This window comes from Bacillus sp. PK6-16 (genome assembly GCF_056530295.1).
Map to the genome: position 1 here is coordinate 1,898,164 of NZ_CP096511.1, position 23,495 is coordinate 1,921,658.

19 protein-coding genes are annotated in these 23,495 nt (G+C 30.6%); 8 read left to right on the forward strand and 11 right to left on the reverse strand.

Translation table 11 applies throughout. The annotated features are described in order from the left end of the window. Positions 1-300: 300 nt before the first annotated feature. The gene (hlyIIR, locus tag M1D66_RS09790) at positions 301-906 is read left to right on the forward strand and encodes a hemolysin II regulator HlyIIR (RefSeq protein WP_006928663.1); all 606 of its coding nucleotides are present in this window, start codon (positions 301-303) and stop codon (positions 904-906) included. A 1,684-nt stretch (positions 907-2,590) separates the two neighbouring features. Further along, positions 2,591-2,926, forward strand: coding sequence for a hypothetical protein (locus M1D66_RS09795; RefSeq protein WP_000524433.1), 336 nt, complete (start codon positions 2,591-2,593; stop codon positions 2,924-2,926). Positions 2,927-3,186: 260 nt separating this feature from the next. Here M1D66_RS09795 and M1D66_RS09800 read toward each other — a convergent pair whose 3' ends face one another. Further along, complete coding sequence (locus M1D66_RS09800) at positions 3,187-3,561, reverse strand: hypothetical protein (RefSeq protein ID WP_000088960.1); 375 nt, start codon at positions 3,559-3,561, stop codon at positions 3,187-3,189. Positions 3,562-4,111: 550 nt separating this feature from the next. On the opposite strand from M1D66_RS09800, the gene M1D66_RS09805 reads away from it, so the two are divergent. After that, entirely contained in the window at positions 4,112-4,396 is a 285-nt protein-coding gene (locus tag M1D66_RS09805) for a hypothetical protein (protein WP_041184038.1), read from the forward strand. Positions 4,397-5,204: 808 nt separating this feature from the next. Beyond that, positions 5,205-7,187: a methyl-accepting chemotaxis protein gene (locus tag M1D66_RS09810; RefSeq protein ID WP_000481867.1), complete on the forward strand. Its 1,983-nt coding sequence runs from the start codon at positions 5,205-5,207 to the stop codon at positions 7,185-7,187. 161 nt (positions 7,188-7,348) lie between these two features. Here the strand turns inward: M1D66_RS09810 and M1D66_RS09815 are convergent, their stop codons facing one another. The 7 genes from M1D66_RS09815 to M1D66_RS09845 all read right to left on the reverse strand — a co-directional run bounded on the left by M1D66_RS09815 (position 7,349) and on the right by M1D66_RS09845 (position 16,100). Then, a complete protein-coding gene (locus M1D66_RS09815) occupies positions 7,349-7,510 on the reverse strand; it encodes a hypothetical protein (protein WP_000724106.1) in 162 nt (53 codons plus the stop codon). Then, on the reverse strand, positions 7,510-8,625 hold the full coding sequence (locus tag M1D66_RS09820; protein ID WP_000116953.1) for a Rap family tetratricopeptide repeat protein: 1,116 nt from the start codon (positions 8,623-8,625) through the stop codon (positions 7,510-7,512). The genes M1D66_RS09815 and M1D66_RS09820 overlap by 1 nt, the downstream gene beginning before the upstream one ends. A 1,133-nt stretch (positions 8,626-9,758) precedes the next feature. Then, the gene (gene rfbG, locus M1D66_RS09825; RefSeq protein ID WP_242555233.1) at positions 9,759-10,847 is read right to left on the reverse strand and encodes a CDP-glucose 4,6-dehydratase; all 1,089 of its coding nucleotides are present in this window, start codon (positions 10,845-10,847) and stop codon (positions 9,759-9,761) included. Positions 10,848-10,875: 28 nt separating this feature from the next. Beyond that, the gene (locus tag M1D66_RS09830; protein ID WP_000561949.1) at positions 10,876-11,835 is read right to left on the reverse strand and encodes an NAD-dependent epimerase/dehydratase family protein; all 960 of its coding nucleotides are present in this window, start codon (positions 11,833-11,835) and stop codon (positions 10,876-10,878) included. 82 nt (positions 11,836-11,917) lie between these two features. Next, positions 11,918-13,987 carry a hypothetical protein gene (locus M1D66_RS09835; protein WP_001087529.1) on the reverse strand — a complete coding sequence of 690 codons (2,070 nt, stop codon included), beginning with the start codon at positions 13,985-13,987 and terminating at the stop codon, positions 11,918-11,920. A 20-nt stretch (positions 13,988-14,007) separates the two neighbouring features. Further along, entirely contained in the window at positions 14,008-14,757 is a 750-nt protein-coding gene (locus M1D66_RS09840; protein ID WP_000864434.1) for a sugar phosphate nucleotidyltransferase, read from the reverse strand. A 668-nt stretch (positions 14,758-15,425) separates the two neighbouring features. Then, entirely contained in the window at positions 15,426-16,100 is a 675-nt protein-coding gene (locus tag M1D66_RS09845) for a papain-like cysteine peptidase (RefSeq protein ID WP_086385086.1), read from the reverse strand. Positions 16,101-17,161: 1,061 nt separating this feature from the next. Between M1D66_RS09845 and M1D66_RS09850 the strand changes: the two genes are divergently transcribed. Together M1D66_RS09850 and M1D66_RS09855 are read left to right on the forward strand one after the other, a co-directional pair. Beyond that, on the forward strand, positions 17,162-18,361 hold the full coding sequence (locus tag M1D66_RS09850; RefSeq protein WP_242555232.1) for an FAD/NAD(P)-binding oxidoreductase: 1,200 nt from the start codon (positions 17,162-17,164) through the stop codon (positions 18,359-18,361). A 66-nt stretch (positions 18,362-18,427) separates the two neighbouring features. After that, positions 18,428-19,864: an MBL fold metallo-hydrolase gene (locus M1D66_RS09855; protein WP_000925322.1), complete on the forward strand. Its 1,437-nt coding sequence runs from the start codon at positions 18,428-18,430 to the stop codon at positions 19,862-19,864. Positions 19,865-20,481: 617 nt separating this feature from the next. On the opposite strand, the gene pssA is transcribed toward M1D66_RS09855, so the two are convergent. After that, positions 20,482-20,973, reverse strand: a complete 492-nt coding sequence (gene pssA / locus M1D66_RS09860; protein WP_000483080.1) for a CDP-diacylglycerol--serine O-phosphatidyltransferase — start codon at positions 20,971-20,973, stop codon at positions 20,482-20,484. Between the two features lie 501 nt (positions 20,974-21,474). Between pssA and M1D66_RS09865 the strand changes: the two genes are divergently transcribed. Continuing rightward, positions 21,475-21,657, forward strand: a complete 183-nt coding sequence (locus tag M1D66_RS09865) for a DUF5065 family protein (RefSeq protein ID WP_002000399.1) — start codon at positions 21,475-21,477, stop codon at positions 21,655-21,657. Positions 21,658-21,861: 204 nt separating this feature from the next. Here the strand turns inward: M1D66_RS09865 and M1D66_RS09870 are convergent, their stop codons facing one another. Together M1D66_RS09870 and M1D66_RS09875 are read right to left on the reverse strand one after the other, a co-directional pair. Beyond that, positions 21,862-22,044: a hypothetical protein gene (locus M1D66_RS09870; protein WP_000437513.1), complete on the reverse strand. Its 183-nt coding sequence runs from the start codon at positions 22,042-22,044 to the stop codon at positions 21,862-21,864. Between the two features lie 202 nt (positions 22,045-22,246). Then, positions 22,247-22,750: a GNAT family N-acetyltransferase gene (locus M1D66_RS09875; protein WP_000636203.1), complete on the reverse strand. Its 504-nt coding sequence runs from the start codon at positions 22,748-22,750 to the stop codon at positions 22,247-22,249. Between the two features lie 255 nt (positions 22,751-23,005). Here M1D66_RS09875 and M1D66_RS09880 point away from each other — a divergent pair, with 255 nt between their 5' ends. Further along, positions 23,006-23,404 (forward strand): DUF2871 family protein, encoded by a 399-nt coding sequence (locus tag M1D66_RS09880; protein WP_000737896.1) that lies wholly within the window; start codon positions 23,006-23,008, stop codon positions 23,402-23,404. Positions 23,405-23,495 lie beyond the last annotated feature (91 nt).

A 23,495-nucleotide genomic window follows, 5' to 3' on the forward strand; every position in this document is an offset into this window, starting at 1 on the left:
AAGGACCAAAGTTTATCTATAAAATAGATAAACTTTGGTCCTTATTATTTTTTTGTTTGCACACGAAGTTAAGATAATATTAGATGTTTTTTGTCCAGACTTTCACTCGATTAGAAAAGAGCGTAAAGTATTTGAAAGCTATTGATATTACGCAAGGGGATATTGTTTAAAGTAATCAGAACTTCATCGGTTGTTAAGTTACCACTTTAAATATATAATTAAATTTCATTAAAAAGATACTCTATTCAAAGTCCTTATTGGGCTTTTGAAGTGAAATATATACTATTTGAGGTGTGTGAAATGGGGAAATCTCGAGAGCAGACGATGGAAAATATTTTAAAGGCTGCTAAGAAAAAATTTGGAGAGCGTGGCTACGAAGGTACGAGCATACAAGAAATTGCAAAAGAAGCGAAAGTGAATGTTGCTATGGCCTCTTACTATTTTAACGGGAAAGAAAACCTATATTATGAGGTGTTTAAGAAATATGGTCTTGCTAATGAGCTACCCAATTTTCTTGAGAAGAATCAATTTAATCCTATCAATGCCCTTAGAGACTATTTAACGGTTTTTACTACACATATAAAAGAGAACCCTGAAATTGGATCATTGGCATATGAGGAGATTATTAAGGAAAGTGCACGATTAGAAAAGATTAAACCGTATTTCATAGGTAATTTTGAACAGTTAAAAGAAATATTACAGGAGGGTGAAAAGCAAGGAGTTTTTCATTTCTTCTCCATAAATCATACGATACATTGGATCACTTCTATTGTTTTATTTCCAAAGTTTAAAAAGTTTATTGATTCTTTAGGGCCAAATGAAACGAATGATACAAATCATGAATGGATGCCAGAAGACTTAGTGGACAGGATTGTTACTGCATTAACAGATAAACCTAAAGTGTAAAATTATAAAGAAGTATAATGTATTCTTTTTATTGAAAAAATACAAACCTTTTGGAAGTGAACCTAGTAGTATTAATTTATAGATTTATATACTTTTATGAAAATAAATGAAGTAAATTCAATTTAATCTTATTTATCTTATAGGGATTATAAGTTATACTAAAAGTAGGTACAAAATGTACCATTTGAAAAAGAGTGCATTGCAAAAAGGAATCCGTAAAGGATTCCTTTTTTTGTTTCTTTGAAAATGAAGCAATGTTCTAATAATTAGCAGTCCTTTTTGCATGGACTTACTGAGGTTATAATGAGAAGAAAAAGAACCCTATAGGGTTCTTTTTCAAGGCATATTAACAGTAAGGAGAATCATGAAATGCTACTTCAAATCTTTATTAGGGGAAAGATTTTGAAAAAGCTTAACATGTATTTATTTTTACATAAATGTAAGATGTAGTAAATTGATAATATTTATACTTACTATTACTAATATTCAATTAAGATAGTTAATACTATTTATATAGTGTTAACTGGTGTATAGTACAGTATAGATTTAGAAATTTAATATTAGATTACATTTGTTAAAAAAGTTAATAGATATATTATTTCAAATTCTAACTAACATTTAAACAATTTTAATTGAAATTGGTTGTGTATTAACCCTTATAAGCCAATAAAAGTAAATAAAATAAACAAAGACCCTGTAATAAATACAGGGCCGGATACAGGGTTAAGGGAACGCATAGTTTCTTAATATCATAGTAGCATATATTCTATGTATAGCTACATGAGGATTTTGACAGAATTAAGAACAAGACAGAAAATCTGTAGGAAAGCAAATATAGTGCTGGAAATGTGATTTTAAATTAAGCTATAGGTATATTGAAATGGATGAAAACTCTTGAGTACCATGATTAAATTGCCTTTAATTATGAGGTTTAGGTTAGAGGGATAATTGGATCTTACTGAAAAGAAAAAATGTTTTTTAGATTAAAAGAAGAAAAGACACCTTTTGGGTGTCTTTTCTTTAGGTAAACAGTTCACATATTGCTGAATTAGATACGAAACTATAATTCGACTACGAAATAAATCCTAACATAATCTGAACAGAAAAAATATGTAATATCACATTTTTAGTTTTTAATTATTTTATTCAATATAGAGAAGCAACGTAAATAAAAGGGCATGCAGTCGTATCTGCAGCCCTTTTTAGGAGGAATTCAAGACACCATTAGGACACGTATTGGTAAACAGGTTTAAAAATAGTATGTGTGAAAAGAAAAAGTCCTATACCAAAAGTAGACAGGACCTTATCTTTTTTACATTTTTAAAAATGAAATTCTGTCCTTTTGAAATCAGTACAGCACACACTTGGTTTGAAATGAAATCAGAAAAAGTATACATGAAAATGGCAGACAACTATTTTGTTGCCTGCCGGTGCCAGTGGGTTGAATGAGTTAGTCAATTCAATAAATTGTGCTATCCCATTACCAGAAGAGTGAAGCCGCTAGTTCAAACGGCTTAGACATAGTTTGTCTAATAAAGAAAAAATTATGAGTAGAAATTTTGTTTGCTCTATATGAAAAGATAAATAGATATTCATCAGACAAGGATAATTTAGCATATCTTGAATAGGGTGTAGGAACGAATTAAAGAAAGGGATATTTGTTTAGGAAGGGACTGACTCAGGAGTGGGACTTTCGGACAGGGTTTGGGGAGCGGTGATTGCCTTTGGCATTGCGACTAATATCGTTGCTTGTATAATGGCAGTATACATTCAAAAATATGAGCTAATGATAAATCATCTTACAAATATTTTATTTTTAATCATTATCTCTTTAACGTTTATAAAGATGAAAATTAACAGATGGGTGGCTTTAGGATTTACATTAGTTGTAATAGAGAAAGGTATTAAAGCGGGCTATGACTTCTACACACATAATTATTATAGTGTCAGTTGGAGTTTAGCTATCATTGTCTATTGCATATACGAGATGGAAAAGTATTATATTGAAATAAACGAATAGGCGCAACAAAAAGGTGTTAGTAGGTGGAATTCTTTTTAAAATACTATAAAAAAGACACTACAAGAGTGTCTTTTTTTTGAAAATACTCTATAATTAACTTTGGGGAAGGTAATGTTAGAGTATTCGTTTAGCATTATCTTTATATTTGATAAACCATGAAATCGAAAGATTTTGTGGTTTATTTTATGAACAATAGATATTAAAGTATTGGCAGTGAGTTATTAATCATTTTAAGCATTAGGGGAGAATGGATTAAAAGTCTAACATCGAATAACGGTTCCGGAATATAGTGTTGCGAAATGATCTCCCATATCCCAAACGGTACTTGCCTGTATATAGCCCTTAAAGCCTTCTGAAGAATAATAAATCTCTTTTGGTATACTTTCTTTAGTTTGGAAATGTGCTTTAGAGTACTTTACATAATGGTTTTTAACAACTTTTGCTTCTGGAACAATAGTGTTTTTTTGTTCCAATTTTGGCCTAGCACTAGAAGGTGGTATGAATTTTACATTGTCTTGGTAATTAGGATCTAAGGTGTCAGCTTGTACACTGTGTGACGAAACAAAGGTGCTTAGACTACTTCCCGCGATTAAAGTTGCAAATACTAACTTTGAGAATTTTGTTAATCTACTCATTCTATAATCTCCTTTTTATTATTTTGTAAGGTATCTCCTTACACCTCACAGTCTATATCCACTACAAAAGGGTGTACATACATATTGATAGACAAAATTCTACAAAATACCGCATGTTTTTGGGGTTTATGTATAATAATCCAATGTCTAATAATCTACCAAAAGTAAAAAGGTAGGTCTTATATAAAAGAAAATGAATAATTTATGCAGGTAATGTATATGGAATTATTGTTTAAATATTCTAAAATGAGTTGATAAAGATGTTGGTAGGTTTTTTGGAAAACAAATAATTCCCTAGGTGAAATTTGGAGGGAACATTCTCTGTTAGAGTTTTTATAAGGGAATTCATTTTCGTAGATTCAAAATGTAAAAATAACTAAAAGAGCAAGTGTTTCAATGGGTAAAAAGCTATGTTGAGTCTTTTTTCTCTGTTGGTGGTCGTCTAATCAATGAAATGACGGATGCTTATGATAGTTTTTTGTGTCTAGCAACATTCGTGTATAAACGAATGAATTAAGAAAAGGGTGAAATATTGGATAACTCGAAATGGATGCCTTTAAGTAATGTTGATGATGATGAGGAAATTTGGGTAGGAGCAAGAGTTAGGTTGTACAATGTTGGTATGAATAGAGAAGATAAAGAAAATAATTTCTATGAATATATTATTTCTTATATCTACGACAACACTAACTACTTACAACTAACTAATTTAACAACAGGAAAAGCAGGTTATATTATTTGTGTCATTGAAAAAGAATTACCAAATAATTATGCTTTGGGCAAAACATTAAAGCAAAGAATAGGTTTAGAAAATACCTATTTTAGATTTGAATAATCAACAAATAAGGGAAGCACCAACTCTAAGGTGTCTTCCCTTATTTAATACTTTTTATCAATAATCAATATTAACAGAGCCTAAATAAAAAAGTGAGAAAAATGATAAACACTCTTCTCACTTTCATTAATTAGGGTGGCATATACATAAATATGCGTTTGGGTGGATTTTGGATGAAAAATCCACATGCATAGTATAACAAAAAAATTATGGCTTTTCGCATGTAATATTGCATATGAAAAATAGTAAAGTTTTAAATTTTAATATTAACAACTTATATATATGTGTTACAATGTAATTCTCTAATTTATTTTATTCTCCTATTTAGAATTTATAGTTTAGTGATTCAATAAAACAAAAGTGGTTGTAATAAATAGATAAAACGATGAAATAATACAGTTAGAATGGTTAAAAGGCAGTTAAATATAAGTATTAAAAGAAATAAATTTACTTATTTATGTTTAGTGAATGTATTATGGTAAGAATTTCATCCGATTGGATTAGCGCTAAACTAGATTTTTATCCAAACAAATCCAATAATTATTTTTTAAATGAAGTATATGTTGCATCAAGCTTATTTGGAATAATTCGTAGTCTAATAATTGCTGAATCTAGAAAAATAACATATTCGAAAGGAGGACAGATAAAACTCTGTCTGTGAAAATTAAATCTCTAAATTATAAAGTATGGATAATAGGATGTAATTGTGGTTTCATTTCGAATGGTACCATAAATGAATGTGGAAAAGTAAAGGAGAAAAATTTAAATAAACTATATAAGTAGTAAAAATGAAAAGGAGAAGTAGCTAGTGTTTAATATAAAAGAAAGATTGGGGCAAATAAAGCTTAAAACGAAGTTGTCTATGGCATTTATAGCAATATTAATTATACCAAGCCTTATCGTAGGAGTATCATCTTATAATAAATCAAAAACAGATCTTAATGAAACAATTCTACAATCAGCAAAAGATAATATAAGTATTTTAGATAAGATTGTTGATGATGAATTAGAAAATAAGCATATAGATATCACTCATTTTGCAAAGGTACTCACACAAGGGGATTATAATCCTGAACAATCGCAAAATGTACAGAATAAATTTGATCAATATATACAGTTACATCCAGAGATAGAAACGATTTATACGGCATCCAGTAACAATCAATTTATTCATGCACCTGTTGGAAAAATACCAGAAGGGTTTAATCCGCTAGAAAGCAGTTGGTATAAGGATGCAGTAAAAGCAGATGGAGAGATTATTGTTTCATCTCCATATAAATCAAAGTCTACAGGAAATATGGTAATTGCAATTGCAAAGCAGAATGCAGATAAAAGTGGTGTCATTGGCGTAGATTTGAATATTAAAGATATCGTAAAAACATCCAAAATGATAAAAATTGGGAAGCAAGGATTTGTATCTATAGTTAGTCAAGATAAAACTATAGTTGTTCATCCATCACTAAAACCTGGAGAGAAATTAGATAAAACTTTAGTGGATGAATTGTACAAGACAGAAGATGGAGTAATTACTTATAGCCTCAATGGTGAAGATCGAAACATAAGCTTTAAGACAAATAAAAAAACAGGTTGGAAAATAGCTGGCGTAATGCCTACGAAAGAAATTGAAGAAGCTACCAATCCTATTTTTTATAAAACGCTCACTATAATAGGTGCTTCATTATTGTTAGGTGGAATTGTAATTCTATTCATACTCAAATCTATAATTACTCCACTAAGACAATTAGTCATTTCAGCTCAAAGAATTAGTCAAGGAGATTTAACCGAGAAAATAGATATTCGTTCAAAGGATGAACTTGGTCAATTAGGTGGTAGTTTCAATACAATGGCAGAGTCGTTACGTAATATTATTTCTCAAATTAACACATCTGCAGGACATGTAGCTGCGTCTTCTGAGGAACTAACTGCTAGTGTAGAGCAAGCAAGTGTTGCGACAGAACAAATTACAAAAGAGATGGAAGAAATCTCGAACAGTGCAGAGGTTCAAAATAATGAAGTTGAGTCTGGAGCTGAATTAATTGGTGAGGTAACACGAAATATTCAATACGTAGCTGAGAATGCTTCTGAAGTATCGGCTTCATCCATATACACTAAACAAAAAGCCAATGAAGGTGAACAATTAGTAGAACAAACTGTAACACAAATGCAGTCTATCCATCACTCTGTTTCTCAATCCGATAATGTCATAAAATTATTAGATAAGAAATCACAGCAAATTGGCAGTATATTAGAAGCGATTCAAAATATTGCGGAACAAACAAATTTATTAGCATTAAATGCAGCGATTGAAGCAGCTAGAGCTGGGGAACAGGGGAGAGGGTTTGCAATTGTTGCTGATGAAGTTAGAAAGTTGGCGGAGCAATCATCCGAATCTTCAATGGAAATTGGAAGTTTAATTAAGGAAATACAAGCAGACGTACATGAGACTGTAAAAGCTATGAATGAAGTAGGCGTAGAAGTACAGTCGGGAATTAAGGTTGCGAATGATACAAAACAAAGTTTTTATGAGATTTCAAAATCTGCAAATGATATTGTATCAAAAGTGCATGGTATGGTAGAACTATCAAATAAAATGACAACTGATGCAATGAAAGTTGATACATCGATTGATCAAATAGCTATGGCTGTAAAAGAAAATTCTTCAAGTATGCAAACGATAGCTGGTTCATCTGAGGAACAACATGCTTCTATGGAAGAGATAAATTCTTCAGCAATACAATTAGCACAGATGGCGGAAGAACTTCAAGAGTTAATTGGTGGATTTAAGATTTAAGTTGAGATTCTAGGAGAGAATGCTAGAATCTTGTTACAGAGTGGAAATGAAAAACCTTATAACATAGTAAATAAGTATAATATGTACTCTCTATGCGTATTGAACAAGCAGATAAGCCATTTAAAAACCCTCCATTTGGAGGGTTTTTAAATACATTTACATTAAATTTGTGGTGGTGCACCACCATAATCGTCAACACTATATGAAGGAGCAGGATAATGCCCATGAGTAGCAAGCTGATCTGTTTTAGAAAACTGAAAAATTCCCACCGTTAATACCCCAATAAAAGCAATGCCTGATAATAATAAGCTAATTTTTTTCATTATTTTAACACTCCTTTTGCGATTGATTTTTGTCTTGCTTGATAACAAATATGGAAATAGTCACTTACTTTTTGGTGGTTCTCTAATTGTCTACATTTTGTGGCAAATAATTCGGCGTATTCGACAACATATTCCCATAATTCTTCTTCCTCAAAGTATAAGATTCCTTCTTGAATGATTTTTTCTAATTCTTCCAATGGAATATTTTCGTTTAATTTTTTTAAAATAGAGAAGTGGTGTGTGTATTCTTCGTTATGAATTTCTCTACAAATCTGTAGTCCCTTATCAATGAGTTGGCTGGCCGTTGATTGTTCTCCTAACTTATAATGTTCCTTAGCTTGTAGGAAGATGGCCTTGAAGTGTGTAGGGATTTTTTCTGTTACTTCTGAAAGGTGACGAATAGCTAAAGTAGACATACTTTGATCAGAATACAGCCACCCCATAGTATTTTTTACGTATAACAAGGAATCTTCTTCCCTATTTTTTTGTAGTAAATCAATTGCGCAATGTAGATATTCTTCTGCTTGTTCGTACTGTTTTAAATAGATGCAGCAACCACCTAGCAAACTATTACAAAAGGCTGTTTTTACTTCATAACCTTCGTACTTTGAAAAGATTGCTCTCGATTTATTTGCGTACTCGATAGAAGCGAGATTGTTATAGGTATGGTGATAGAAAGTAGCAATTCTATAGTAAAATTCAGCATGTTCAATTTCATCTGGTATAGCTACCAATATTTTTTCTGCTAGTTTATAATGTTCCTCTGCCTCAGTATAATTAGATATAAAAGTGGAATGAATGGATTTGAAAAAATGATAATAGAATTGTAGAAATTGATCTGTAGGCATATCATAATCGCTAATAGTATCAAAACTATTTTGTTGAATACCAAGGCTATCTGTTAAGACCTTGTAACGAAATTCGAGTAGTGAATAGTATAGTAACAAATTTTGATCCTGATGTTCTTGATCCGGCTCAATGCTTAACTTATTAATTTTTTCATCAATTTTCTTTTTTAGATTAGTAGCTTTTATAACTTGTTGAGATAGCATAGCTCGATACCAGTCGTTCAATAGAGAGGTTAATTGCTCATTTCCCTTTACTGAAACACTCATAATATACGCCCCCATTTTCTAAAAAAATCCTAATCCAATTTAATTATAAACATCATAACAAAATAGAAGAAAAAATGGAGTGATATTACAATATTTTTCAAGAAAATTCATAAAAAACAATCAATTTGTGTCGAATATACTTAGAATAAAACATCCAAAAATTATCAAAAGATGATATGAGTCTTTATACGTTCTATCAGGTGAACTTAGAAACTGTGATTGAAGATTTATGAAATTTCCTTTTCTTAAAACGGATCAATTACATATTAATTTTTAAATTATTTTATCGGATACATATAGTATGTATCCGATAAAATATATAAATCTTGCGTATGTAAATAAGAAGACAATAAAGAAAACAAAAAAGAACTTGTAAGAATTCCTACAAGTTCTTTTTTAGATAATGTAAAAAGGTGAAACAGAACATCTCATTATTTGTAATAGTGAAATTATCTTACTTATGGTTTTGTTTTATAGAAGATGTACTATATTGAAGATTTGTTCTTATTGTTGATTAAAGGCAAATTAAAGACTGGTAGGGAAGAAGTGCATAAAAGAGAAAGCCTTCTTTACTTATTCTGAAAAGATAATTCAAAAAGCAATTTGTGTATAGAATAAGCAATGCATGAATTCATCAACATTGGTGATAATAAATCAGAGAATCAATATATAAGCATGAACTTTAGTGGAATAGCTACAAGAAGGGGATAATTCTATAATAGTAGATATAATTATCAAAATTTTCATCTTAGTTACTTTTCGGGTAGGATAAGTAGAAGAAAATAGGAAGTTTTTCTTTGAAGAAAGCTCTTTTGACAGGAATAGATTTTTTCATAACTAGAACAAATAAATTAATAATCGCATATACTGTATTGTCGTTAAAGCAAGACATTATTTTCTCAGAACAAGGGAATCACTAGAAAAATATGTGATTCCTTTATTCTTAAGTATAATGTCAATAGTTGATTTGAAATAACCGAAGAAATAAAATCTTTGTTAATGGACAATCACATAATTTTAGGTATAGTAGGTTTATAATTTAGACTATAAAAATTAATGTATCTTTTATTATTTTAACCAAGAAGACTCCCTCCATAAGGAACTCACAGCAAGTATGGGGAAGTGGGAGTAGTTCAAAGCATGCAATATTGTTTGATTTGGCTAATACATAGATTTATCATCTCAGAACTGGTGTAAGAATTATAATGTTTATACCATTCTATTGTATTTTCTAAAGTCTGTTGTAGGGACCATTTTGGCTGCCAATTAAGATTGAATTTTGCTTTGCTAATGTCAAGATTTAGTAAATTTGCTTCATGAAAATTTATTGGACCTATATTTTCTGCTGTCCAATCCCCGCAGCCCCAAATATCTAGTAAACTGGTCACTAATTTTTCTACTGGAACAATATTGCTTAGGGATGGCCCGAAGTTCCATGCTCCTGAATAAAGGGTACCATTATTTATAATTTTTTCTGTAAGGAGTAAATACCCGCTTAAAGGTTCTAGTACATGTTGCCAGGGTCTAATAGCAGTAGGGTTTCTAATAATAATGTTTTTGTTTGATTCTAATGCTCGTATACAATCAGGAATAATTCTATCTATTGACCAATCACCACCACCAATTACATTACCAGCTCGAACGCTTGCAATTATTTTCTTGTGTTGAGAAAAGTTTTCTTCTGAAAAGTAAGAATTTCGATAGGAAGAAATTAAAAGTTCACAGCATCCTTTGCTTGAGCTATATATGTCATGGCCGCCCATAGGGTCAATTTCACGATAACCCCAAGGCCATTCTTTATTTTCATAGCACTTGTCACTTGTCACCATAATTCCTATTTTAGCTGATTCATGTAATCGAATTGCCTCTAGTACATTCATAGTCCCTACAACGTTTACCTCGTATGTTTCTCTAGGATATTCATATGAATAATTAACTAGAGGTTGGGCAGCTAAATGGAATACAATTTCAGGTTTATAATCTGTAAAAACCTTATTTAATTTATTAAAATCTCTAATGTCTCCACGAATATCAATTATATTATTTTGAAGGTTAGTAATGTTAAAGTTATCATTCTTATTTTTAGGATCTAATGAATATCCGATTACAGTAGCACCTAATTCATTCAACCATAGGGATAACCAAGAACCTTTAAAACCAGTATGTCCAGTAATTAAAATTGTTTTTCCGTAAAAAGCATTATTAAAGTTTTGGTTTAACAATTAGTCCACCTCCTTTAGTACCCTATTTTTAGGGGGTTAGGTATAAATGTTTATTATTTTTATACCAATTAACAGTTTTTATAATTCCTTCTTCAATATTAATTCTAGGTTCCCAGGAAAGAGAGTTTTTTATTTTTTGCACATCCGCTTCAGGAACCCATCTTTCATTTGTTCTAGAGGAAATTGCACCGTAATTTGGTCTGGAATTGGTTTTCAAATGTTTGAATAATAATTCTACATAATGTTTCAAGGGGTGAATAGTGCCGCTCCCAATATTAAAAATTTCATTTTGTACAGTAGTATTTTCTACTGCTAGGATACAGGCATCTATTACATTTTCTATATAACAATAATCTCTTAATTGATTACATAAAGTTAAATTTACATCTTTGTTTTGTAATACTCGCAAGATTATATAGCTAAAAATTTTATGCGGCTCTTCGCCTTCTCCGAATATGCCAAAAGGTCTTAATGTTATAAGATTAATATTGTTTTCGCTAGCAATTTGATGGGCGAGTATAGTAGCAGCAGCTTTGGTACTTCCATAGATATCCACAGGAGTTAGTAACATATTTTCATGAATAGGTTCCATCTTGTTACCGTATTCAGAACTACTCCCAAAATTGATGATTTTTTTACAATTCACCAATTTTGCTGCTTGAATAATGTTACAAGTCCCTATAACATTTGTTTCTATAGCATGGATGTAATCTGTATGGGCAGAATTTACACCATAGGCTGCCAGGTGAAAGATATAATCGGGATTAATTTTCTTTATTGCATCTTGTACTTGTTTTTTATCTCGTATATCTATTTCATAGGTTTCAATATATTTTAGAATATCCTTTAGTCTCCAAGAGTTTGATGGTGTTCTTATGAAAAGAACAATTTTTGCGTGTAAATTTAAAAGTCTTCGTGCCAAGTGAGAACCAATAAAACCGTATCCACCAGTAATAAGGAAAGTTTTATTTTTAAATGAAGCAATCATAGTGATAATCTATCCTTTATTAAGATGTATTTTTAGTTGCTGAAATAAATAGATTTATTTTTAAATAAGGAAAGTATCAGTCTTAATTGTGATGAGGGGAGGGGTATTTAAAATAATTTTTTATTGTTGTTGTATCAATTTGATCAGCAAATAAAGAGGAGGAAGGTTTTTGAAAAGTATTATGAAGGGTATGACATGTCTTATTCAATTGTTCAATATAAGGAATGTATATATAATCTAAAACTGCTGGAGGTAATTCTAAAGTTTCGTGTTTCCATAAATCGAACTCATTTGGATTAATAATTTGCATACTTCCAAAATGAAAAGCTATTAATTCATCTTGATCAATAAAAACTTTATTATCTGTTTTGGATATAGAACTGCTATTTAAAATGACATTCCAAGGTGCTGCATCAATACCTCTATGAGTCATGATTTTTATATTAGAAAAGATGTTAGGAATGTGATTTAAATATTTTTGATCACCCCATCTATCCATTTCAACATCATAATGATTATTACAATATTCTAGGCATTTATCTTTCCACCATGTTAAAATTTCTTTACTATTTTGATCGTTTTTGAAGCCTACTAAACCAGCTTGGTATATACCGTGTATGCTTTCAATTTCAGTAGAGCTTCTTTGAGGGCAAAGGAATACAGAGTATTTCCACCACTCATCAAGAATGATATTAGGTGCTGTAAAGAAATACATATCAGCATCACAATATATAATGTGATCAACTTCCGGATAAAGACTAAGGACATGTAGACATAGGGACGCTTTTAATGTCCAACAATACTCTTGTAAACTTCTATCATTTTTTATACTGAGGAGTTCATGATTTTCAATTTCTTTTACCGGAATTAGTATGGCGTGCTTTAATTTTAATTTCTCTAATATTTGATAAGTTAGATCATCCATACAACAGATCCATACAGTAAATTTAGCGTTGAAATTTTCTAAGGAATAATAAGAGGTCAATCCTTGAATTAATCGTTCTTTACTTATAATCATGGAAAAGTTCATAAAATGATTGGATTGATTCATTTTTCTTCTTAATTGTGAATCTTTATATAAAGTTTGAGCTTTATTTATATCTTTTTTACTTAAAAATTGTTTAGTATCTTTATTGAATTTATCCTTTAATTGCTTTAAAACAAATTGAATTCTCTCTAAATACGGAGTGTAAATATGGTTTAATATATTATTGGGTATTGAAATTTCTCCCAAAGACCAAAGATCAAAATCATTTTCAGTAAAGATAGTAATACATGCAAAATGGTAAACAACTAGTTTGTCGTTTTCAATAAATATATCATTTTTAGTCTTGTCAATTTTATAATCGTTATTATATATACAGTTCCAAGGCGCAGCATTTATACCTAAGTTATTTGAAATTTTTACTTTTGGAAAATATATAGGGATATAATCTAAATACTTTTGGTCTCCAAATTTCCCCTCTTCAGCCTCGGCACTGCACCAATCTATACATTTATTTTTCCACCATCTTACACTTTTTAGTCCATAGAGATCATTCTTAAATCCAATTAGACCAGCCTGATATTTTCCGTACATTTTTTCTACCCAATCACGATCTCTTTGGGGGGTTAGGAAGATAGAATGGTCACCCCATTCCTCAAAAATAATATTAGGGTCAGAGAAAAAGCATAAATCACCATCACAATATAGAATAGATGGTAAATCATAATTGACCAATAAATATTCTATCAAGACAGATTTTAAAGTCCAACAATATTCATTTACTTTTCTTTTTCTCTTAATTGCTTTTAGTTCACGATCTTCTAATTCTTCAACTTGTAAAAGGTTTACATTAATTAAACTCATTTCTTTTAATAGTGAATATGCAAAAGGATCTATACAACAAATCCACAATGTGAATTTTTCTGAGTACTGCATTAATGATTGCTGTAAAGCAATAATTTTCAAGACATACTCACTACCTACAATGACGCAGAAATGATTATTTAGATCATGTTGTTGATTATAGAATTGGGGATTAATTCTTTTTTGAGTATTTTTTTTGGAGAGATTTGAAGCTTTAATTCCTGTTGAAAGTGGGTTAACTATTTTCTCATTAGAGGGGATGTACAATCGAGGTAAACTTATTTTTTTATCATTAGAGTTCAATGCTTATTCAGTCCTCTCCACTAAAATTTATTTGGATTCCAACTTTCATTTACAGTTTTTAAATCTTTAGGTGTATCGACACTAGCCCAAAAGTCATTGTGTTCATAGACGGCGAGCTCATTGTCTTTTATTAAATTTCGAAGAGGATCTTCTTCTAGAACACAATCATCATTATTACTTAAATAATTGAATATTTCTTTGTTAAATACAAAAAAACCGCCATTAATTACTTCATCAAGTAATGGTTTTTCTTTAAAATCAATAGCAATTCCATCTTCGACCGCCAATAGGCCGTATTGACTATTTTTTTTAATTCCAGTTAATGTAGCAATTTTTCCTTTTTCTTTATGGAATGCTATTAGTTGATCAATATCTATATTGGCTAATCCGTCACCATAAGTTAATAAAAAGGTTTCACCCTGTACAAAGGATTCAAGTTTTTTTAGTCTTGCCCCGGTCATTGTATCAATTCCTGTATCTATAAAGTGTATATTCCAATTTTCTAATTTCTGAAGTAGCGTATATTGACTGGTTTTAAAATTCAAACTAAAGTCATTCTCTTTCCAGCTAAAGTCCATAAAATATTCCTTAATTTTCTCACCTTTATATCCTAAGGGTAAAATGAAATCAGAATGTCCATATTTTCTATACCAATTCATTATATGCAAGAGGAGAGGCTTTCCTTGAACTCGAACTAATGGTTTGGGAATGTCCTCTAAAATTCCTTGCATCCGAAGCCCTTTTCCGCCACACAAAATTATGACTTTCATAGATTTATTTCCTTCCTCTCTATATATTTTACTAATTTAAACTATGTAGTTTGTTTGGTAAATGTATACACGGTTGTACCATAATGACAATCAACTAAAAAAAATATGTTAGATTTATAATTCAGATGCTGATTAAACGTGGAGAATACACACTGTAGTTTATCATTAATTATATGTAAATTAGGTTCTTTTAAAATCTATGCTTTAGTTTATTTAATATTAATGAAAGAAATTGCTTGTTCTTAAGATAAAAGAAGGGGAAGGAAATCAAGGGAATTGAAGAAGCTTATAATGAAATATCCAAGAAGACAAAATATAAGATAAAGTATGGAAGTAAGTAGTCGTGAATGCACTACATAAGCAGAATATGCTGATCGCATAAATGATTATACAGAAATCAATAGAAGAATAACAAAGGGAATTAGCCATTTAAAGGAAAATGGAACAACTATTTTTACATTTTATAAATTCAAAAAAGAGCACCGCATAAAGGTGCTCTAGTGATGGAACTAATTTTGTAAAGAACTATTTATTCAATAAAGAAGGACTTACGAATTATTATATGAACGTTTTGTTAATTAAGTGTGTATCAATTAGACAGGAATTTTATTTTTCTACACCTATTTGATTTTACGGGCCAAATCATGTTAAAAGTAAGAAGAAAATTATTAAGTTAATGTTATTTTGTTTAAAATAACATCCCAATCGGAATCATCACCTTCCCATCTATCCTGATAACGTGGGAGTTCAATTGAACAAACCCTCGATATTCCCCAATTTTGTTCAACAATATTAGATATACCCTCCTTGAAATTAACAATAAGAATATTAAAATCCTTATTTGTAATTTTAGATAATACGTTTTGTAATTCAACCGCTTCATCTCGATTTCCCCAAATTCTAATGAATAAAATGGATTCACTACTATTTATTTTTTCAAGGAATCGATTAATTCTAGTGTCTAATTTAGCTTTAAAAGAAGGATAGATTGATTTCAAATCCTTTTCGGAATTAATAGGAAAATCATGCATTGAAAAACAATTATAATAAGTGTCCTTTATACAGTAGGTAATTCGTTCTGCCCATTTAATTTGATTATCAAATTCTGATTCAATAAGACCGTAACTTTCTGAACCTTCTATAACCATATTTTCCAACTTCATGAATTTTTTAAATCGATTTTGAAGTAATCTGTTTACATCTGAAAGTGATGGATAATAAAACCAATCTAAAGGTCCAGAAAATGTTCTTAAATTGTGTCTTTTGATTTGGTTGGTGACTTGACACAATCCTCCTAAACTTACAATTACGCCATAGGATTTTTGTATATCTTCTAGGTTCATCCTCATCATCCTTTATAAAAGTAATTTAAATTATCTGTTCAGTATATGATGCAATAACATATTGATGTGGACCTATATATCACAGTACATAGAGCTAAGACATTTGTATAAATTTAAAAAGTCAAATACCTAAGTTGAGGGATTTCATCTTTGGCGTTATATCATGGAGTTATTATTGGAATGAAAGCTGGTAGGGATATTGCGCCAGAGTTATATATTCTCCAGTAACTTAATTTAGAAACCTGTTCTTGATTACTGTAGTAAAATTGTTGTTCTTTTAAAAGAATCCTTAGATAAAAAAGAAAAATCTATTGGCTAGCATTTAACCAGTAGATTTTTCTTTTCATCTTCATAGTTTTCCTGCCTCTCTTAAAGTTATGATATATAATCTTTTAAAGACTGACACGGTGCATTTTTTTTCATAATGCACGCAAAAAAATCAGTTTAAGAATTATGTGAAATCGTGTCAAAAAATTAAAGGTAATTATATATGTATTTAAGATGATATCCATCTGCGTGTATTTTTTAAATTTTTAGATAAATGCAATGATAATGGCTTCTTAAGAATTAATTTAGCACCTTGTTTATTTAGAAAAGCCCTATAAACCATTTAGTTCATAGTAAAAGTAATATATTTAATATTAAATGTCTTGCATAATGCGATAAAATTTCACAATTTTTTATCAATATATACAGAAAAAAGGTAACGAAACTTAAGCGATATTTAATACTTTTCATATTTGTGAAGTATGTGAATTTGTTTATTTTAACATCTAAGATGTTAGATGTTGTTTTTTAAACATTACTTATCCGGATTCATGAAAAGTATTTTAATGCATTATTTTTATTTTATATAATAATATTTAGTTTTAATATTAAAACTAAATATGGAAGTAACATAGGGGATTTACGCATATAGTAATGTTGATGGTAAAATTAACGAAATTTTCATTTAAATCAGATAAAACTATGATGTTTTTAACTTATAATCATGTTACTACGATGAAAAAATGGCTACTAATTAGTTAATTTAAAAATCAATTTTAGATAGGAAGAGGATAATGAAGACCAGAGATAGTTATAAAATTATTGTAATTGGTGCTGGGACAGCAGGACTATTTTCTACTGCACATTTATTACGAAATGTACCCCTATTGAAAGAAAGTATAGCAATTATTGATCCATCAAAAAAACATTACTTTCAGCCACTATGGAGTTTAGTGGGGGGAGGAATTGTTTCAAAGGAAAGTACGATGCGTAATCAGGAATCGCTTATTCCAAAAGGGGCAACGTGGATGCCTAAAAGTGTTGTTGAGTTATTTCCATCTGAAAATAAGATACTTTTAGATGACGGACTGCTACTTGAGTATGAAATTCTTATTGTAGCAGCTGGTATCCAAATAAATTGGGACAGTATTAAAGGCTTAAAAGAGTCTATTGGCACTAATGGGGTATGTAGCAATTATTCTTATACATATGTTGATTCTACTTGGAGAGAAATCGAAAAATTTAAAGGAGGAAATGCGCTTTTTACCCACCCTAATACTCCTATTAAATGCGGTGGTGCTCCACAAAAAATTATGTACTTAGCAGAGGAGTATTTTTGTAATAGTGGTGTAAGAAACAGAAGTAAAGTAATATTTTATTCTGCAAACAATAACATATTTCAGGTTCCACGATATGCAAATACTTTAGAACAAGTACTAGAAAGAAAGCAAATTATAACGAATTATAATAAAAATCTAGTGGAAATTATCGCCGAAAAGAGAGAGGCAATTTTTGAAGATACGCAAACACTAAAAAGAGAAACCGTACCATATAGTATGATACATGTTGTTCCGCCAATGGGGCCACCTAATTTTATTAAAGAGAGTGAGATAAGTGATCATCAGGGGTGGGTAGATATAAGCCCTTATACTTTGCAGCATGTGCAATATAAAAATATTTTTGGAATTGGAGATTGTACCAATTTACCTACCTCTAAAACTGGAGCAGCAATTCGAAAACAAATACCCGTCTTAAAACAAAATATTATGGACGTACTTAGCGGAAGAGATTTACAGGCTAAATATGATGGATATACATCATGTCCGATTGTTACAGGATATAAAAGTCTTATACTTGCTGAATTTAACTATGAACATGAGCCTCAAGAAACGTTTCCATTTAATCAAGCGAAAGAACGGTATAGTATGTTTTTACTTAAAAGATATATGTTGCCATATATGTATTGGAATTTAATGTTGAAAGGGATTCTATAGGAGAAGATAAAAAGTGGTTACAAAAAATGAAAATTAATTTGAAATAACTAATTGGAGGGAATAGCTATGCTTTTAAAATATTTTTATGATGAAAAATTAGCACATGCTTCCTATTTAGTCGGTTGTCAGAAAGAAGGCGTAGCAATCGTTATTGATCCTAGTCGCTATATAGAACAATATATAGAATTTGCTAAGAAAGAGGGGATGGAAGTAATTGCTGCGGCTGAGACTCATATTCATGCTGATTTTCTTTCTGGGTCTAGAGAACTTTCTAATCTTTACCATGCAAATTTATATGTATCTGATGAAGGAGATTGTGATTGGAAATATCAATATCTTAACGAAGGTCGATACAAATTGGTTAGAGAGGGCACAGAGTTTAAAGTAGGTCATATAAAATTTAATGTAATTCACACCCCAGGGCATACGCCTGAAAGTATTTCTTTTTTAGTAACTGATACAAGTCAAAATAATTATACGAATGATAAACCGATAGGAATATTCACAGGTGATTTTATATTTGTAGGAGATATAGGAAGACCGGATTTATTAGAAACTGCAGTCGGTATTAAAGATACTGCAAAAATAGGAGCGAAACAATTATTTGATTCTATACAAAAAATAAAAATACTTCCTGATTATTTGCAAATATGGCCATCACATGGTGCGGGAAGCGCATGTGGAAAAGCATTAGGAGCAATTCCAACTTCTACATTAGGTTATGAAAAGATGTTCAATTGGGCATTTCGGTGTAATGAAGAAAGTGATTTTATATCGACTTTATTGACGGGACAGCCAGAGCCTCCAAAGTATTTTTCATTAATGAAGAATTTAAATAAGTATGGTCCGCCAATTCGTAAGAAGAGAAAAAGTACTGCTATTAATACAGTAGAAGAACTTCAAGAAATTTTGAAGAGCGTTTATCAAATAGTTGATATAAGGGATGTAGAGAGTTTTGCTGCAGGTCATATCGAGAAGTCAATTAACATACCTTATAACAATTCTTTCACAACTTGGTGTGGATGGTTATTAGATTATAAAAAAGAAACTTTAATAATTCTAGATGAGGAAAAGGTTAAAGTAGAGGCAGTTATTAGAGAATTTGAATCTATTGGGTTAGATAATATTATTGCTTTTGCACCCTTAAAAGTAATACAAAGACTTGATAGATTTGAAAGTTACAAAGAAAAAACATCGATTGAATTATATCCGCATATAAAAGGTGGAAGCGTTAAGGTTATCGATGTGCGTAGTAAAAAAGAGTGGGAGGAAGGACACCTTCATGATGCAATACATATCACTTTAGGTAATCTATTTGAACAACTAGATTATATACCGAAAGATTTTCCAATAGTTTTGCAATGTCGAACCGGATTACGTTCTGCTATAGCAGCTAGTATTTTACAAAGAGCTGGTATAAAGGAAGTAGTGAATTTAAAGGGAGGATTTCTTGCATGGAAAGAAGAAGGGCTTCCTTATACAACATGCAATCTCAATGTGTAGGAAAATATTATATGCTAGGTAAGAATAATTAAAAGAAGTTATAGATGACGTGTTAGAAAAGGGAATCATAATTGTCGCAGATTCAGGAAATACATTAGGATTATTAATTGATTATCCAGTTAAATATGAAAATGTAATATTTGTTTTAGCATTAAATAATTTAACATTGGATCCATCTTTTATGGAATGGCAGTGTTGGAAGTACTTAGGTATTATCAATAAGAACCCAATTTAAAATTCTCTTGGATGCAAGAGAATTTTTTTATTGGGAATAGTAAGGGGGAGGGGAGGTGCATTACATATGGGAAAAGGTAGAAGTAATAATGCTGGTAAAAAGCAACCAAATTTTGATGATTCATCTAATTTTGCTAAACAAAGCCAACCGACAGAAAAGAAGAAGAAATAAGAACAGGAGCTCTCTTGATAAAGGGAGCTCCTGTTAAAAGTGGACTGACGTTTCAGAATAACATATCGATGGATTAACCCAATAGCCATAAATACAAGGTTTTAATTTTTCGAAGGGCACCTAATTTAATATTATTGTCCCGCTTTTTTATACTTATTGACGCGTTAAATCCATTTAAAATGCTCCTTAATGGCGTTGGGCGTGACCTTCATTAAAATTTTTTAAACCTAATGGGACTTACCATTAAGAGGGCGAGGATTAAAGTAATCCATGCATTACTATATGAAAACAATGCCATACCAGCCAATGATAATCCTGCAGCTGGAATAGGTAATCCCTTAAAATATCCAATAGTTGGTTTAATACTAAATTTAGCTAATCTTAAAGCACCCATTGTTGGGAATAGGATAAATGCCAAAGAAGTTAAAATAGAAGGTGTTGCTATCGTATGAAATAAAAGCGCAGGAGCGACGCCGAAACTAACAATATCAGCTAAGGAATCCAATTCTACGCCAAACTCACTGTTCACTTTTAATTTTCTTGCAATTCTTCCATCAAGAAAATCTAAAACAGCTGAAAAGAAAATGAGAATGGAGGCTGCTCCTAAATATTCACTCATATTCAAGGTGATTGAGAAAACACCGCACAATAAATTTCCAATCGTAAATAAATTCGGTATAACTTTTACAAGCTGATTAAACAAGTTTGTTCCTCCTAAATTAATTAAACTTCACATTTCTGTAGCAATTTCTATATATTCTTCCGTTATTCTTAAAAATATATGACCACTGTATTACTGTAAGCTAATTAAATTTCGATAAGAGAAAAATTGATTTCTTAAATGTTCCACTGGTTTATAAAAATGTTTAATCATTTTCAGTACGCGTTATTGAATATTAGCACCTGATAGTTGATATTTCGAGTAGTCAGGGATTTTCCGGTTCTGGTGCAAAAAATTCAAGGTAATTAAAAATAATCTCTAAAAAGGAGACATAATGATACTATTATTTTAAAAAGGTTCGTGGTTGGTATCGAATATAAAAAAATAGAATTTTTATACAAAAATCACCCGAAAGGGTGCCTTTTGTACCTCTTAAAATGACTGAAGATGTGTTTACTTGAGTTCATTAGGTAGTTAGAGGTTGATAGACTATCTTTAACGAAAATGTTGAGTAGTTCATCTTCATTATATATCAATTTAATAATGATTGGGGATTTAGAAAGTTCCATGGAAAGTACATATCAACCTGATTGGAAGATTGGAAATTTAATAACTGGTGATACATTTTACTTAACACAACATTTTGGTGCGCAAATGAAAATTTTTAAAGTCCACACAAATGGTACCCTAGAACGATTCCAAACAATAGAACCAGAATTAAAATAAAATTTTTGTAGCATCAATTAAATTCATTTCTTTTTATGCAAACACACTTTCAGCGGAACTAACTTCTTCACTATTTTGCGCTGGAAAGACTTTATAAAAAATGGTTACGTTTTCTGATCTTGAAATAACCCTCTCAAATTGCAATCCTGCTTTTTCTAAAAGCTTTACTGCATCAACAATAGAAGTAATTGCTACAAAAGTTTTTCAAATAAAATTTATAAAAGCTTGATAGGTAATGCCAAGGGAAAAGACCGTAGCTACTATATGTGCAGTCCATTTAGGCATATTTAAATTTAATACGGTATTGTACAACATTCCATATACGATACAAATGATTAATATGAATGCAATGAATTGAAGAACTAATAAAAATAGCGGTTGTTCCATTTATTCTCACTTCCTTTATTTGATATATTAATATAATTTATTTAAATGTGAAAGTTTTATTTCTATGAATTTCCAAAAAATGTGATATGAAAGGCATAGTAGTAATCACAAGAATTACTGCAAAACTATAATGGAACTAAAAGTATTATGACGAGATCAGTAAAATAGTAAAGAAGGTCACCATTCACGGCGACCTTCTTTACTATGCGTTATACCCAAATAATTTTAAATCTTCTCCTGAATCTGAAATGATTTTCTCAAATCGTAATCCTACTTTTTCTAAAAGCTTTCCTGAGGCGATGTTATCTATAGAAGTAATTGCTACAATTCGTTTCATGTTGAGCTTTTGTACACCGTATTCGATTATCGCAGAAGCTGACTCGTAGCCGTATCCTTGTGAACGGAATGTCTCTAAAAAGGCAAATCCGATATCAACATCTTCTAATGAATCTCTTTTAATAAGGCCACACATACCAAGTGGAGTGAGATCTTCTTTTCGTTCTACTAAGTAAAGGCCAAATCCGAGTTTGTTATACATATCGATGGGACCGTTTACAATATAATTTTTTGCATCTTCTAAGTTTCTAACTCCTTTGTCACCGATAAACTGAATCCATGCAGGATCGTTTACTAACTCAAGAATAAAAGGAGCGTCTTTTATATCAAACCAACGAAGGTTAAGACGTTCGGTTTCAAGAACTATCAATTATTACACCACCTTTAAAAAGTTATAACAATTAGTATGGATTGTGTAAAACAAAAGTGCAACATATTTTAATGGAGCTTTGTTTGTTCACATAAAGTTCGTTTGTTTTGTATAGAGAGATATTTTATAATTAGGATTGATTGTAAAGAGTGAGATGCTTATACAATGACTCCTAGGTGACTAGGAGTTTTTACTATATAACTATCATTATTACTAAATATGACACACTACACATTCTACTCAAGGAGGTACATAATGAAGAAATTATATAATGCATCGTTTACGTATTTGATTATCGGTTTATTATCAGGGATTTTCGCTAGGGAGTATGGTAAGTATAAAGGGATTTTAGGATCTACTTTGTTAAATCTTTTGCATACACATACACTTGTACTTGGCTTTTTCTTCTTTTTAATTGCCTTAGGATTAGCAAAAGTATTCGCGTTTCATGAAGTGCAAGGGTTTAATAAGTGGTTTGTTTTACATAACATTGCATTAACATTAATGTTAGGTTCGCTAGCAGCGAGAGGGCTTCTTCAGTTAAATGGAGCTGACTTTAAAGGGTTAACTTATATTGTAGGATTTTCTCATTCGTTGATGGCAGTTACTTTAATTTGGTTTATGTTGTTAATAAAGAAATCGTTTAAAATGTAGTGGGAAAGAACTTGTAGCGTGTGCTGCAGGTTCTTTTTTGTATGTTTAGGTTTAAAAATCTAATTTTTCTAATTATTTTGTATAAAGATGG